The following is a 14,042-nucleotide window of genomic DNA, read 5'->3' as shown; positions in this document are numbered from 1 at the left end:
AATTATCTTTTTCAAGATAGTTTTGGATAAAAGCCAGGGACGGCCACATGAGCAGCATCAACAAACCCGAACGCGCCACCCAGAACCGGGTGATCGCGCTCTTCACCCAGCAGCTGGGTTACCGCTACCTGGGCGACTGGTCGGACCGGGCGGGCAACCACTGTGTGGAAGAGGGCCTGCTGTCGGCGCACCTGGCGGGGCGCGGCTACAGCCCCGCACACATCAGCGCCGCGCTGCACAAGCTGCGCTCTGAAGCGCTGCTGCACGGGCGCACGCTGTATGCCGCCAACCAGGCCGTGTACCAGCTGCTGCGCTACGGCGTGTCGGTGCGGGTGGAGGCCGGTGCGGACACGGAGACGGTGCACCTGGTGAACTGGGACCAGCCGGCCGACAACGACTTTGCCATTGCCGAGGAGGTGACGCTCAAGGGTGGGCATGAGCGCCGGCCCGACATCGTGCTGTACCTCAACGGCATCGCGGTGGGCGTGCTGGAGCTGAAGAACAGCCGCGTGGGCCTGGGCGAAGGCATCCGCCAGTGCCTGTCGAACCAGCAGCCGGAATTCAACGACTGGTTCTTCAGCACCGTCCAGCTGGTGATGGCGGGCAACGATTCGGAGGGGCTGCGCTACGGCAGCATCGAAACGCAGGAGAAGTACTTCCTGACCTGGAAGGAAGACGTGGCCGACAACGCTGGCTACAAGCTCGACAAGTACCTGGCCAAGCTGTGCAGCAAGGCCCGGCTGCTGGAGCTGATTCACGACTTCGTGCTGTTCGACGGCGGCGTCAAGAAGCTGCCGCGGGTGCACCAGTACTTCGGCATCAAGGCGGCGCAGGCGCATGTGCAGCAACGGCGTGGCGGCATCATCTGGCACACCCAGGGGGCGGGCAAGAGCATCCTGATGGTGCTGCTGGCGCGCTGGATTCTGGAGAACCAGCCGGCGGCGCGCGTGGCCATCATCACCGACCGCGAAGAGCTGGATGAGCAAATTGACCGGGTGTTCAAGGATGCAGGGCAGGCCATCCAGCGCAGCCAGAGTGGCCGCGACCTGATGGCGCAACTGGCACAGCCCAATCCGCGTCTGTTGTGTTCGCTGGTGCACAAGTTCGGGCGGCGCGGAGTGGGCGACACGGAAGAGGACTTCGCCACCTACCTGCGCGAACTGGCCGCACAGCCCAGCCAGACGCAGGGTGAGATTTATGTGTTCGTGGACGAGTGCCACCGCACCCAGGGCGGCAAGCTGCACAAGCTGATGAAGGCGCTGATGCCGAACGCGGTGTTCATCGGTTTCACGGGCACGCCGCTGCTCAAGCAAGATGCGCAGACCAGCCTGGAGGTGTTCGGCGGCTACATCCACACCTACAAGTTCGCCGAGGCGGTGGAAGACGGCGTGGTGCTGGACCTGGTGTACGAGGCGCGCGACATCGACCAGAAGCTGGGCAGCAACGAACAGATCGACCAGTGGTTCGAGGCCAAGACCAAGGGCCTGAACGAATGGCAGAAGGACGAGCTGAAGAAGCAGTGGGGCACCATGCAGCATGTGCTCAGCTCGCGCGCCCGCATGGACCGGGTGGTGGCCGACATCGTGTTCGACTTCGCGGTCAAGCCGCGGCTGTCCAGTGAGCGAGGCAACGCCATCCTGGTGGCGTCGAGCATCTACGAGGCCTGCAAGTACTTCGCCTTGTTCGGCAAGACGGTGTTCAAGGGCCGCTGCGCGGTGGTCACCTCGTACGACCCGCAAGCCTCGGACGTCAGCAAGGAGGAAACCGGCGCCAACACCGAGAGCGACAAGCAGTTCATCTACAACACCTACACCGACTTGCTCAAGGACGTGGTGGCCCGGCCGGGGATGACCCGGACGGAAACCTACGAGCAGGAGGTGAAGAAGCGCTTCATCCGCGAACCGGCGCAGATGAAACTGCTGATCGTGGTCGACAAGCTGCTGACCGGATTCGACGCGCCGCCCTGTACCTATCTCTACATCGACAAGTCGATGCAGGACCACGGCCTGTTCCAGGCCATCTGCCGGACCAACCGGCTTGACGGCGATGACAAGGACTTCGGCCACATCGTCGACTACAAGGACCTGTTCAAAAAGGTGGAGAAGGCGATCGCGGTCTACACCTCGGAGCTGGACCACAGCGCCGGGGGTGCCGACCCCGAGATCATGATCAAAGACCGTCTGGAGGTGGGCCGCGTGCGTCTGGACGATGCGATCGAGGCCCTGGCCCTGCTGTGTGAACCGGTGCAGCCGCCCAAGGGCGACCTGCAGTACATCCACTACTTCTGCGGCAACACCGAGATTCCCGACGACTTGAAGTCGCGCGAACCGCATCGCGTGGCGCTCTACAAAGCCGTGGTGGCCCTGGTGCGCGCTTTTGCCAACCTGGCCGACGAGATGGAGGCCGCTGGCTACACGCCCGAGCAGATCGATCGCAGCAAGGCCCTGGTGAAACACTACCTGAACCTGCGCGAAATCATCCGCAAGGCCGCTGGCGAGACACTCGACCTGAAACCCTACGAGGCGGACATGCGCCACCTCATCGACACTTACATCGAAGCACAGGCGCCGCGCAAGATCTCTCCTTTCGACGGGGTGGGTTTGCTGGATCTGATCGTGAAGACCGGCATCGCCGACGCGATTGCCGAGCGCCTGGGCGAGATGAAGGGCAACCAGGAATCCATCGCCGAGACCATCGAGAACAACGTCCGCAGCAGGATCCTCAAGGAGCAGCTCACCGACCCGGCCTACTTCGCCAAGATGTCCGCGCTGCTCGATGAAATCATCCGCCTGCGCAAGGAGCGAGCCGTCGAGTACGAGGACTACCTGGCCCGGATCGCCGACATCGCCAAGCAGGTCAGCGCCGGCAAGTCCGAGGACACGCCGCCGCAGCTGAAAACCCAGGGCCAGCTGGCCCTGTACAACAACCTGAAGGGCCACGTGGTCGTGGATGCCGTGCAGGAGCCCGAAGCTCCCTACGGCGCGTGGGACCGGGCGCTGGACACGGCACTGCACCTGGACCGGGCCATCAAGTCCAAGCGGCCGGACGCTTGGCGCGGGGTGGTCGCGCGCGAGCAGATGGTCAAACAGGCGATGTACGAGGTGCTGCAGAACTTCGACGAAGTGCAGCGGCTGTTCCCCATCGTGTTCGCGCAGAAGGAGTACTGATGCGCGACACCCTCGACCTGGGCGGGCTGCGGGCCGAGGTGACCCGAAAAGCGATCAAGCACGTCCACCTGAGCGTGCTGCCGCCCGCAGGCAGGGTCCGGGTCGCGGCCCCCGAGGCCATGCCGCTGGACACGATCCGCCTGTTCGTCGTCTCCAAGCTGGGGTGGATCCGTTCCCAGCAACGCAAGCTGCAGGCGCAGGATCGGGAGGCGCCCCATGAGTTCCTGAACAAGGAAAGTCATTTTCTGTGGGGCAAGCGCTATCTCCTTGAGATCAGCTTTGCCGAGTCGCCGCCGGCCGTGAGCATCTCGCCGCGCAAGCTCCAGCTGCAAGTGCGACCCGGCACCGATCCGGCCAAGTGCGGGCAGATTCTCGAGGGCTGGTACCGGCAGCAGGTTCGCAATGCTCTGCCGCAACTGCTGGCCCAGTGGGAACCCCTGCTGCAAGTGAAGGCCGCGCGCGTGTTCGTGCAGCGCATGAAAACCAAATGGGGCAGCTGCAACCCCGCCCTGGGCTCCATCCGGCTCAACACCGATCTCGCCAAAAAGCCGCCCGAGTGCCTCGAGTACATCGTGGTCCATGAGCTGGTGCACCTGGTAGAGCCAACGCACAACGCCCGGTTTTCGGATCTCATGGACCAGCACCTCCCGCACTGGCAGCACCTGCGCAAACAGCTCAACAGGCTGCCGGTCAGGCACGAGGATTGGGGGTATTAGCAGAGGTGGTGCGACAGATGGCCGCGAGCTTGGTCGCAGTCCTGCTGCTGCGGGTTGCCGAGTACCTACCGGCAGATGCCCGGTCTGAGCAGGCATCGGACATGGCACGGGTACCGGCCGCTGCGCCGTAGCCGACGTTCGCCGCAGGAATCAACCTTGTCGGCCGGGTCTGCCCAGCAGCCGCGCCGATCGGGCTTCCGTGGGGGCGGTGACGCGAGGCCGTTAATGCGCGGGGCGTTGCGGAATCTTCATTTTGCTGGTGGTTTCATTTCAAGCGGATGATTTGAAAATGTTTATTTCGGGTGGGGATTGGTTGCTAATTATATTATTAAGCTGAGGGTCAGAAAATCCTGAACACTTGCAACTCCTGGTCGGAATAACGTAATGTGTCGTTGAAAGCAGAAGTCTTGTGCTTGAGTGATCGGAACAGGTATGCCCTTTCTGCGAGGCCCCCATTGGAGGGATGGTCTCACTTCAGCGGCGGCGCTGTAGGTGGGCGGACCATGCCATCTCCGGGCGGCTCATAAAGCCCCATAGAAAACGCCATGCCTTTGACTAATAGCGTGCTTTATCCTGACGTAGCCACGAAATAAGTACGCCCTCTCAATCCTCCTCAACTAGTACATCAGCGGCAGGAAATCTTGAGTTGCTCGCCACACAAGACGAAGCACATGAGGGCATTCGGCAGGGTCACAGCGTCCCAGCACGTTGTCATAGCTTGACACAGGAATCCAGACCTGCGCTGGCCAGCGCAGCAGCGGCGGACCGGGTTTCTACCCCAAGCTTTCTGAAAATATGTTCTAGGTGTTTGTTCACCGTGCGGTGGCTCAATCCAAGGATGTCGCCTATGTCCCGGTTAGTCTTGCCTTTGGAGAGCCAGGAGAGCACCTCTGCTTCACGTGGCGTGAGCGCGGCATGCGCCAGCCGGGACGAGGCGCCACTCGCAGCCGTCTGCCGCTCAACCAGCAACATGGTTTCGCCCACGCCAGTGCGCCCCAGATTCTTGACGATATAAGCCTGCTCGCCAACGCCGCGCAGGAAATACCCATCTGGGCTGGATTGTGCTGTAAGCACCGGCGTCAGCGACGGCGGGAGCCTATCGATCTGGCCGTGTGGCGACAGATCCTGCAGCCAGGCGATGGCCTTGGGGGAGCGCCAAGCGATCCGCCCCTGTGTATCCACCAGCACAACCCCCAGAGTGGCGATGTCTACCGCGTCGCGCGCAAGCCGCGCTATGCGAGCGTTGCGCGTGTGGGTATGAAGTCGCGCCAGCACTTCGGGTGCGCGCACAGGCTTGACCACATAGTCCACTCCGCCACTGTCGAATCCCTGGAGCACTGAGTCGGTGTCGGACAGGCCGGTCATGAAAATGACGGGAATATGCGTTAGGCCGGGGTCCGCCTTGATCAATCGACAGGTGTCGAAACCCGACATACCGGGCATCATCGCATCCAGCAGGATTGCATCTGGCACCACCAGGCGAAGTCGCTCCAGCGCCATCTCACCGTCACTGGCCACGAGCACGGTATATCCCGCGTCTTCGAGCATGCGGCACAACAAAGCTAGGCTGCTGGGCGCATCGTCCACGACCAGCACCACCAGCCGTTCGCGCGCCATGTCCTCACTCATGTTCCGCCTCTGCTAAGGCTCTTCCAAGACCGGACAGGTCGAAGCGCCCCAGCAGCCGACCCAAACGTTCGCAGTCCGCAGCCAGTTCGGGGTGCCTGTGGCGCACGTCTTCCAGAATCCGTGCCAGCCCATTCACATGGCCTATGCGCAACTCGCGCAAGGCCCGCTCGTGGAAATCGCCAGGCAGCTTAACGCGCTCATATGCCGCAAGAACCACCCCATTGGTGATGCGCGGCGGTTCTGCAGCCAGCCATTCCAAGCCTAGACACTTCTGCAGGGTCTGCATCAGTTCCGCCTCGATCACTGGTTTGCCGACGAATGCCTGGCAGCCCGCCGCGCGCATCAATGGTTGCTGGTTCTCAAACACGCTGGCTGACACAAGGATGATGGGCATGGCGTGGCCGGCCTCGCGGATGCGGCGGGTCGTTTCCCATCCGTCCATATCGTCCATGTTGATATCGAGCAAGACGGCGTCCGGCTTGCTCGATGTAGCAAGGATTTCCATACATTCCGTGCCACTGGCGGCCTCGATAAGCTCGAATCCCATCGGCACCAACATGCCCGCCAGCATCTGGCGCTGCACTGGCTGGTCGTCGACAACCAGCAGGCAGCGGCGCGGGCTTAGGTAACCCGCCGCGCGCACCGGCACATCAGCCTGCCGCTGCCCTCCAGGATCAGCCATCTCGCGAAGATACAGGCGTACCCGAAAAAGGCTGCCTGACTTGGACGTACGTACCAGGGCTAGTTCGCCCCCCATCAGCGACGCCAGCAACGCCGAAATAGTTAGTCCCAGTCCTGTACCACCCTCGGCACGTTGTCGGCCAGTGGCGCCTCGCTCAAACGGCGAGAAGATGCGCTGTACGTCTTGGGGCGCGACTCCGACACCCGTGTCCTCCACGTCGAAAATCAGCACCTCGTGCCTGCAATCTACGTGCAACGAAACCCGCCCCACGTCTGTGAAGCGGGCTGCGTTGCTCAGTAGGTTGATGAGAATCTGCCGCAGGTACTTTGCGTCGGCCAGTACCCAGGCTGGCATTGGGCCGCTGTGGGTGTAGGCGAACTCCAGACCCTTGCTCTCAATCTGCGGCCTCACCATGGCATCCAATTCATCCATAAAGACTGGCAAGGCCAGAGGCGCCTGATCAAGACGCAGCCTTCCCGCCTCGATGCGGGCAAGGTCCAGTAGCCCGTCGACCAAGGCCAGCATATGCTCTGCGCTGCGGTGGATGGTGCGCACCCCGTCCTTGGCCGTTGGCGCCAGGGGCTCGTTCTTGAGCAGGATCTGCGAATATCCGAGGATGCTGTTAAGCGGCGTACGCAGTTCATGCGTCATGCCCGCCACGTAGCGCGTCTTGGCCAAGTTAGCCGCCTCGGCCAATTCCTTGGCCTCTTGTAAGGCCACGTCAGTACGCCTGTGCGCCTCGATTTCCTGCGTCAGCAGCAGGTTTTGGCGATTGGACTCATCCTGCGCCATGCGCCGACTCTCACTGGACAGAACCACCCACCAGCTACACACTGCAATGATGAGCAGCAACACCGCAAAGACCTTGAAGAACGCCGTCTCCAGAAACGGCCCCAGCATATCGGCACCAGGCGCGGCGGCTTCTTGAAGATAGACCACCCCCATCACCGTGAAAAGCAGCAGCGTTAGCGAGAAGAACACTACGAAGTAGTGCGCGACGCGTACGTTGACCTTGTGCGCGATTGCCCGCGGCAGCAAGATCGTCAGCATTTCCTCAGCCTGCTCGGCTGCCCGCGACCCAGTCTTGCAGCGGTCATGGCAGCGCGATTCCAGCGAGCAGCACAGCGAGCAGATCGGGGCGTCATAAGCCGGGCAATGTGACATGTCCTCTGATTCGAAGACGTTATCGCAGACACTGCAGCGCACCGCCGCGCCGGGGCGAAACCCGGAGTCGTTCGGGCGCGCAATGTAGTAACGCCCACAGGTCAGCCAGGCAATCAATGGTGACGTGACAAGGGATACAACCAATGCAATCAGCGGAGCCAACGCCTGCGCCGTCGTGCCCATCAAGCCGGCATGGGCCACAATCGACATAACCGCCGCGAGCAACATCGCGCCGATGCCAACCGGATTGACGTCGTACAGATGCCCTCGCTTGAATTCGATGCCTTTAGGGCTCAGCCCGAGCGGCTTATTGATTACTAGTACAACATCCCTTAAATAGAGTTACAGCTCAGGATCAAGGTATGGCGCCAGCATGGCGACCACGATCTCGGCGGTTTGGTGCAGGTTGCCGGAGGCGGGCAGTGGCTCCCAACGCCCTGAATGGGTTCGAAAGGCAGCCACGTAGTGGTCGCGCCCTGTCTCGGTCAATCGGGCGACGGTGTCGAGGGATTCGTCGCGCTGCATCTGGATGAGCAGATGCTTGCCATAGCGGCGCACTCGGGCGGCGGCGTGCCCGGTCAACTGGGCGAGCAAGCCCTGCAATTCACTGGCGGGGTCGGGGACGAGGGGTGCGGTCATGGCGAGAGCAATGGACGTGATGCCTAGGCTCCCCAGTTTGCAACTCGAAGCCTGCAAACGTCCAGCGGAACGGTCGCGGATCGAGGTTGCGCTGGGCAATGAAGTCCTCGGTGCGCTCGCGCAGATGGTGCACCGAGATGTGGCTGGCACGGCGCAGCACCCGGCGGGCGTAGATGCCGAACAGCAACTCGATCTGGTTGACCCAACTGGCATGCAGCGGGGTGTAGTGAAAGACGAAGCGTCCGCCGTGTCGGGCATTGAACGCCTGCCACACGCCCCAGGCGCGATGGGTATTGAGGTTGTCCCAGATGACATGCACGGGCCCGCTGGGATATGCGCGCGCGACGTCTTCCATGAAAGCCACGAGGTCGGCCTGGGTGCGGCGATCGGTACAGCGCCCCAGCACACGGCCGGTATGCACGTCCAGCGCCGCGGTCAGCGCCTGTGTACCGTGGCGGATGTATTCGAATTCGTGGCGGCGCAGTCGCCCGGGTTGCGCGTGGCGATCCGCATGCTTGCGCTCGATGGCCTGGATGCCGGTCTTCTCATCGACGCTCAGCACCACGCTGCCCTTGGGCGCGCGCCGGTACAGCGCGCAAATCGCGTTGACCTTCTCGCGGAATTGCGGGTCGGGCGAATGCAACCATTGCCGAACGCGGTGCGGCCGCACGTCGCCAGCCTGCAAAATGCGCTGCAAGTGGCTACGGCTGATGTGCTTGACCACGCCTCGCTCCACTGCGCGCACGCACAACTCATCCAGCGTCGGCAGCGTCCCGGCGCGATCCTCGCCGGTCTCGCACGCTAGCGCCAGCAGTTGCAAACGCTGCGCCGGGTCAATCTGTCGAGGTCGGCCCGGGCGCAGCCCCTCGTGCAGGCCTTCCACACCCGATTGCGCAAGCCGCTCTCGCCAGCGCATCACGGTCGGCCGCGACACCTGCAACGTCGATGCGATCGACGAGATCGTGTGTCCATCGTGGAGCAGCAACGCGATCCGCGCTCGCAGCGCGTCGCGCTGCGGCGCCGTACCCCGACGCAGCGTATCTCGCAGCTTCGCCTGATCCTTCCTCGACAACTTGATGACTGATGCCACGCGCTCACGACTCATGGCCAAACAGTCTACTTCATGCCCCTCTCTATGTAACGGTATTTCAGGGATGTTGTACTAGATCGGCCACTAACGCCCCAACCCAGGCAATGGCAATATTGCTGTAAAGGCCGAGCACTCCTTCAATGGCGTGGAACACATCCATCACCATAAGCATCAAAGCAATCACCACGTTGAATACCAGCCACACTACGCGACCGGGATGGCTGTGGGTCAGCCGCGCAAAGAAATTTGACCAGGCTAGCGAACCGGCATAAGCGTTGGTTACGTTGATCTTCACCTGCGACACTATGACGAACAGCGTGGTCACGCCGATCGCGAGCGTCGGCGAACTGAATACATACGAATATCCGGTGAGATACATCTGCGTGGGCTCCACCGCGTGCGACGCGCCAACGCCGTGTTGCACAGCTAGATAGGCCAGGAAGGCGCCCCCGATCATCTTGAGCATGCCCGGGATAATCCACCCCGGTCCGGCCACCAGCACCGCAGCCCACCAGCGCACACGATTCTCATGCGTGCGTTCAGGCAGGAAGCGCAGAAAGTCCACCTGTTCGCCGATCTGCACGATGAGAGAAAAAGCCACCGTCGCCGAGGCGCCGAACATCACCAGTTCGAAGCCGCTGCTGCCCGAAATACGGCCCGCGAAATGGGTGAACTCGGCAAACGCCCCCGGACGCTCCCAGGCCACCGCCAGGAACGGCAGCACCAGCAGGAACATCCAGAGCGGCTGCGTCCACGTCTGCAGCTTCGAGATCAGCGTGATCCCCCGCATCGCCAGCGGAATGATGAGCAGCGAGCTCAGCAAATAGCACCAGATCAGCCCGATGCCCAACCACATCTGCAGCGCTAGCGCCATGATGGCCGCTTCGAGCGCAAAAAAGATGAAGGTGAAGCTCGCGTAGATCAGCGAAGTGATGGTGGAGCCGAGATAGCCGAACCCCGCGCCGCGGGTGAGCAGGTCCATGTCCACGCCGTAGCGGGCGGCGTAGTAGCTGATGGGCAGGCCTGTGAGGAAAGTGATGAGTCCGACGAGCAGGATGGCCATCACCGCGTTGGTGAAACCGTAGTTCAGCGCGATGGTGGCGCCGATGGCCTCCATCGCCAGGAACGACACCGCGCCGAAGGCCGTGTTGGCCACGCGCAGCTCCGACCACTTGCGAAATTTGCGCGGTGTGTAACGCAGCGCATAGTCCTCCATGGTCTCGTCGGCCACCCAGGCGTTGTAGCTACGCCGGATGCGAAAGATCTTCTGAGTTGCGGCGGCCACAGAGCGCTGGATGTCGGGGGCTCGGACGGCCCGATGTCAATGTCGACAATGCTATTCCATTCTGACAATTTGCTACTCCGTCATTTGACGTACGCGCCGCACCTGTTTGCGCGCCCCCCAAACGCATGTCTCCCCAGGATTTCAGGGCCGGAGCGCAGCCGGGTCGATAGATAGAACGGCGATGCCGAGCCGCTCCGCCTCCAGGCGCGCGCGGCGGAAGTCCTCCCGCAGGTAGCGGGGATCGTGGCAGTCCACGTCGTGCGGCTGCCCGTCGGTCAGCAGGATGATGCGGCGCCCGTCGGCCACGGGCACCTCGGCGAGCAGCGCCGACGCACCGCGCACCGCCGCCCCCATGCGGGTCGACCAGCCGGGCGACAGCCGAGCCAGCCGCTCCGAGAGCGGCCCAGCCGCAGGAGGGTCGGCGAAGTCGCGCAGGCGCTGAAACCGCACCTGCGAGCGGGTGTTCGACGCAAAGGCCAGCACGGCGCACCGCCCGCCGGAGCGCAACACGCCCTCCGCCAGCGCAAGGGCGAGCCAACGCATGCGCTCCAGCACCGTGTGCCCGCAGCCTCTCGGCAGTGTCTCAGAGGTCGAGGCGGACACATCGAGCACGATGGCGACCACCTCGCCGCGCGTGCGGGTGGTCCGCTCGCGGTACAGGCGCGGGTCCACCGGCTCGCGCCGACGCTGCGCCGCGCGGGCGTCCACCACGGCGGGGAGGTCGAAGACCGGCCCACGCACCGAACGCCGCCGCTTCGGCGACCGATGCGCCGGGGCGAGCACGCGACGGGCGAGCAGGCGGTCGCTCAGCGGAGCGGACTCGCCGGGCACGCTTTCGCTCTCCACCGCAACCGGTGCCTCCACCTGCACAGTGCACCAGGCGTGGCGGTAGCGGCGAATGCGGTAGTCCCATTCCGGCGTGGCGAGTTCGCGCACCACCTGTCCGTCGAGGCCTTCGCTGGCCGCGACGTTCTCCATCGCGGGCCGGGCATCGGCCTCGGTAGGCGGGGCACTCGGTGGCGTAGTCGCGCCGCCTGGCGGCGGGGCATCGGCCGGGTTCTGCTCGACCGGCCGGGCGGACCGCGGCAATGGCATGCCTTCGTCCTCCGGTGGGGTCGTCCAGAGATGGGCGTTGTCGTCGCGATAGGCCGGCTGGATCTCAAACACGCCGGCATTCAGGCGCAGACGCAGCTGACCCAGATCGTTCCCCAGGATGGAGGCGACGCGGCGCAGCGCCGTGGGCGACGGCGGCCGCCAGTCGCGCCGCCCCTCGCCGTGACCCGTGAAGAACAGCCTGCGCCCCTTGAGCACCCAGGGATGGGGGTCACGGGCCGCAGGGTCGAACAGGGCGCGGGCTAGGCGGGCGAACAGCACCTCAAGGGTGGGAGTAAGGGCGACATCGGCAACGTGGAAAGGTACCCACAGCGCGCGCAGGCCAGGAAGATCCTCCATGGCCAGCCATTCCACCCGCGCGTCCTCCAGCAGGCCCACGAGGATCTGCTGCACCACGCGCAGGCCGCCGCGCGGCATCGGCGCCATGCCGAAGCGCCGGTGCGCCGCAGCATGGGCAAGCGTCGCAATGTCTAGGAGCACCCGCTCGTCCGTGGGTAGCCCGACGGGGAGGTACCAGTCGTCGGCGTCGATGCGCGCGCGCTGCGGGCTCACGTCGGCCGGCAGGACGTGCAACGACGGCATGTTGCCCCACAGCATGCGCACATACACCGGCAGCTGCCGGTATGTCGCGATGGTGCGCGCCTGCATGGCCGGGTTCAGAAGGCCGCGTCCACCGCGGCAGCCAGCGCGGCGGCGAGGTCGGCGTCGTCGGTCAAGGCGGCCACTACCGCGAGGCGGCAGGCTTCGCCCGGCGGTAGCCCCTGGGTCACCAACCCACCGGCATGCACGAGCATGCGGGTGGAGGCCCCCTCCTCCAGCCCGGCGTCCCGCAGGATGCGCGTCTTGCGGCCAAGGGCGACGAGGCGGCCCGCCAGCTCGGCGTCCACGCCGGATTCATGCGCCACGATGGCTGCCTCCACATCAGCTGCCGGATATGTGAAGTCCAGGGCACAGAACCGCTGGCGGGTGGAGGTCTTGAGTGCTTTGCCGAGCCCCTGGTAGCCGGGGTTGAACGACGCGACCAGCAGAAAGTCGGGATGCGCGCGCACCAGTTCGTGCCGCGCCTCAATGGGCAGGGCCCGCCGCGTGTCGGTGAGGGGGTGGATGATAACGGTAGTGTCGGGCCGCGCCTCGACTACTTCGTCCAGGTAGCAAATCGCCCCATGGCGGGCGGCAAAGGTCAGCGGGCCGTCGTGCCAGCGGGTGCCGTCGGCGTCGAGCAGCCAGCGCCCGACTAGATCGGCGGTGGTGGTGTCCTCGTTGCACGCGATGGTGACTAATGCTCGGCCAAGCCGCCAGGCCATGTGCTCGACGAAGCGCGTCTTGCCGCAGCCCGTCGGCCCCTTCAGCAGCAGCGGCATACGCAGGGCAGCGGCCGCCTCGAAGGCCGCGACCTCGCGGCCGACCCGCGCGTAATAGGGCTCGGCCCCGATCCGCCAGGAGGCCAGCGGATCGGACATCAGACCCTCCTCCCCGGTGCGGCGCTGGTCACGGCACGGCCGGTCACTTGTGGCCGACCGATTCCGGGTTGGGAATGCCTGGCACCGGACATTCCTCGGTGCCGACCATCGGGCGGGTGAACGACTCGACCATCTTCTGCGTGCCTTCGGGGTCGTTGACCCATTTGGCGTAGAAATCGTACGGGCAGGTGGCGACACCCTTGTCACCTTCCTGCGAGTTGATCTTGCCGGTGTAGCCGCGGTGCAGCAGCTTGAACAGGTGGTTCTCGGACTGGCCGTTCTTGCGGGCGTCGCGGATCAGACTGGTGCTGAGCGCGGCGTACTGGATGCCGTACTCCTCTTCGCCGCATTCGCCCAGCGTTCGGCCGTCGAAGCCGACGATGGCCGAATGCCCGAAGTAGGAATACACCCCGTCGAAGCCGGCGGCGTTCGCCACCGCGACGTACACGTTGTTGGCCCAGGCCATGGCCTGAGCCATGAGCACCTGCTGATCCTTGGCGGGGTACATGTAGCCCTGGCAGCGCACGATGAGCTCGGCGCCCTTCATGGCGCAGTCGCGCCAGATCTCGGGGTAGTTGCCGTCGTCGCAGATGATCAGGCTGACCTTCAGGCCCTTCGGCCCCTCGGACACATAGGTGCAGTTGCCCGGATACCAGCCCTCGATGGGCACCCAGGGCATGATCTTGCGGTATTTCTGCACCACCTCGCCCTGATCGTTCATCAGGATGAGGGTGTTGTAGGGCGCCTTGTGCGGGTGCTCCTCGTGCTGCTCGCCGGTGAGCGAGAACACGCCCCACACCTTGGCCTTGCGGCAGGCCTCGGCAAAGATCTCCGTCTCCGCGCCGGGCACGGTGGAGGCGGTGTCGTACATCTCCTGCGCGTCGTACATGATGCCGTGGGTGCTGTACTCGGGGAAGACCACGAGATCCAGGCCGGGCAGGCCAACCTTCATGCCCTCGATCATCGCGGCGATCTTGCGCGCATTGTCGAGCACCTCGGCACGGGCGTGCAGGCGCGGCATCTTGTAGTTCACCACGGCCACACCGACCGTGTCCTTGCTGCTGGAAATATCTCCGTGAAGCATGGCGTGTCCTCTG

The 14,042-nt window shown here is 64.1% G+C and carries 9 protein-coding genes and 1 pseudogene; 2 read left to right on the top strand and 8 right to left on the bottom strand.

The window, feature by feature from the left end; translation table 11 throughout:
* The first annotated feature begins 47 nt into the window (after window positions 1-47).
* Together BVH73_RS07475 and BVH73_RS07470 are read left to right on the top strand one after the other, a co-directional pair.
* The gene (locus BVH73_RS07475; protein WP_079417506.1) at window positions 48-3,167 is read left to right on the top strand and encodes a type I restriction endonuclease subunit R; all 3,120 of its coding nucleotides are present in this window, start codon (window positions 48-50) and stop codon (window positions 3,165-3,167) included.
* Window positions 3,167-3,883, top strand: a complete 717-nt coding sequence (locus BVH73_RS07470) for a M48 family metallopeptidase (RefSeq protein ID WP_079417503.1) — start codon at window positions 3,167-3,169, stop codon at window positions 3,881-3,883. The genes BVH73_RS07475 and BVH73_RS07470 overlap by 1 nt, the downstream gene beginning before the upstream one ends.
* A 711-nt stretch (window positions 3,884-4,594) precedes the next feature.
* Here the strand turns inward: BVH73_RS07470 and BVH73_RS07465 are convergent.
* From BVH73_RS07465 to BVH73_RS07430, 8 genes and pseudogenes are all read right to left on the bottom strand, one after another.
* Window positions 4,595-5,512 (bottom strand): response regulator transcription factor, encoded by a 918-nt coding sequence (locus tag BVH73_RS07465; RefSeq protein WP_079417501.1) that lies wholly within the window; start codon window positions 5,510-5,512, stop codon window positions 4,595-4,597.
* Window positions 5,505-7,586 (bottom strand): ATP-binding protein, encoded by a 2,082-nt coding sequence (locus BVH73_RS07460; protein WP_245800461.1) that lies wholly within the window; start codon window positions 7,584-7,586, stop codon window positions 5,505-5,507. Before BVH73_RS07460 ends, BVH73_RS07465 begins: the two co-directional genes overlap by 8 nt.
* A 114-nt stretch (window positions 7,587-7,700) precedes the next feature.
* The gene (locus tag BVH73_RS07455; RefSeq protein ID WP_013105976.1) at window positions 7,701-7,997 is read right to left on the bottom strand and encodes a hypothetical protein; all 297 of its coding nucleotides are present in this window, start codon (window positions 7,995-7,997) and stop codon (window positions 7,701-7,703) included.
* Window positions 7,963-9,102, bottom strand: coding sequence for an IS630-like element ISThsp15 family transposase (locus BVH73_RS07450; protein ID WP_013105975.1), 1,140 nt, complete (start codon window positions 9,100-9,102; stop codon window positions 7,963-7,965). Before BVH73_RS07450 ends, BVH73_RS07455 begins: the two co-directional genes overlap by 35 nt.
* Before the next feature lie 55 nt (window positions 9,103-9,157).
* A pseudogene (locus BVH73_RS07445) lies at window positions 9,158-10,303 on the bottom strand (purine-cytosine permease family protein); the annotation flags it as partial.
* A 210-nt stretch (window positions 10,304-10,513) separates the two neighbouring features.
* A complete protein-coding gene (locus BVH73_RS07440; RefSeq protein WP_169836764.1) occupies window positions 10,514-11,965 on the bottom strand; it encodes a nitric oxide reductase activation protein NorD in 1,452 nt (483 codons plus the stop codon).
* 176 nt (window positions 11,966-12,141) lie between these two features.
* Complete coding sequence (locus BVH73_RS07435; protein ID WP_079417495.1) at window positions 12,142-12,945, bottom strand: CbbQ/NirQ/NorQ/GpvN family protein; 804 nt, start codon at window positions 12,943-12,945, stop codon at window positions 12,142-12,144.
* Window positions 12,946-12,988: 43 nt separating this feature from the next.
* Window positions 12,989-14,029, bottom strand: coding sequence for an aliphatic amidase (locus BVH73_RS07430; protein WP_079417493.1), 1,041 nt, complete (start codon window positions 14,027-14,029; stop codon window positions 12,989-12,991).
* Window positions 14,030-14,042 lie beyond the last annotated feature (13 nt).

Source organism: Thiomonas intermedia (genome assembly GCF_002028405.1).
In the GTDB taxonomy this organism is placed as follows: domain Bacteria; phylum Pseudomonadota; class Gammaproteobacteria; order Burkholderiales; family Burkholderiaceae_C; genus Thiomonas; species Thiomonas intermedia.
Note: the sequence above shows the minus strand (reverse complement) of the source record. Positions and strands in the feature narration are given on the sequence as shown.

Excerpts from the sequence above, each read along its gene's own strand:
- BVH73_RS07475 (WP_079417506.1), top strand. The coding sequence starts at position 48 with ATGAGCAGCATCAACAAACCCGAACGCGCCACCCAGAACCGGGTGATC.
- BVH73_RS07470 (WP_079417503.1), top strand. The coding sequence starts at position 3,167 with ATGCGCGACACCCTCGACCTGGGCGGGCTGCGGGCCGAGGTGACCCGA.
- BVH73_RS07465 (WP_079417501.1), bottom strand. The coding sequence starts at position 5,512 with ATGAGTGAGGACATGGCGCGCGAACGGCTGGTGGTGCTGGTCGTGGAC.
- BVH73_RS07460 (WP_245800461.1), bottom strand. The coding sequence starts at position 7,586 with ATGTTGCTCGCGGCGGTTATGTCGATTGTGGCCCATGCCGGCTTGATG.
- BVH73_RS07455 (WP_013105976.1), bottom strand. The coding sequence starts at position 7,997 with ATGACCGCACCCCTCGTCCCCGACCCCGCCAGTGAATTGCAGGGCTTG.
- BVH73_RS07450 (WP_013105975.1), bottom strand. The coding sequence starts at position 9,102 with ATGAGTCGTGAGCGCGTGGCATCAGTCATCAAGTTGTCGAGGAAGGAT.
- BVH73_RS07435 (WP_079417495.1), bottom strand. The coding sequence starts at position 12,945 with ATGTCCGATCCGCTGGCCTCCTGGCGGATCGGGGCCGAGCCCTATTAC.
- BVH73_RS07430 (WP_079417493.1), bottom strand. The coding sequence starts at position 14,029 with ATGCTTCACGGAGATATTTCCAGCAGCAAGGACACGGTCGGTGTGGCC.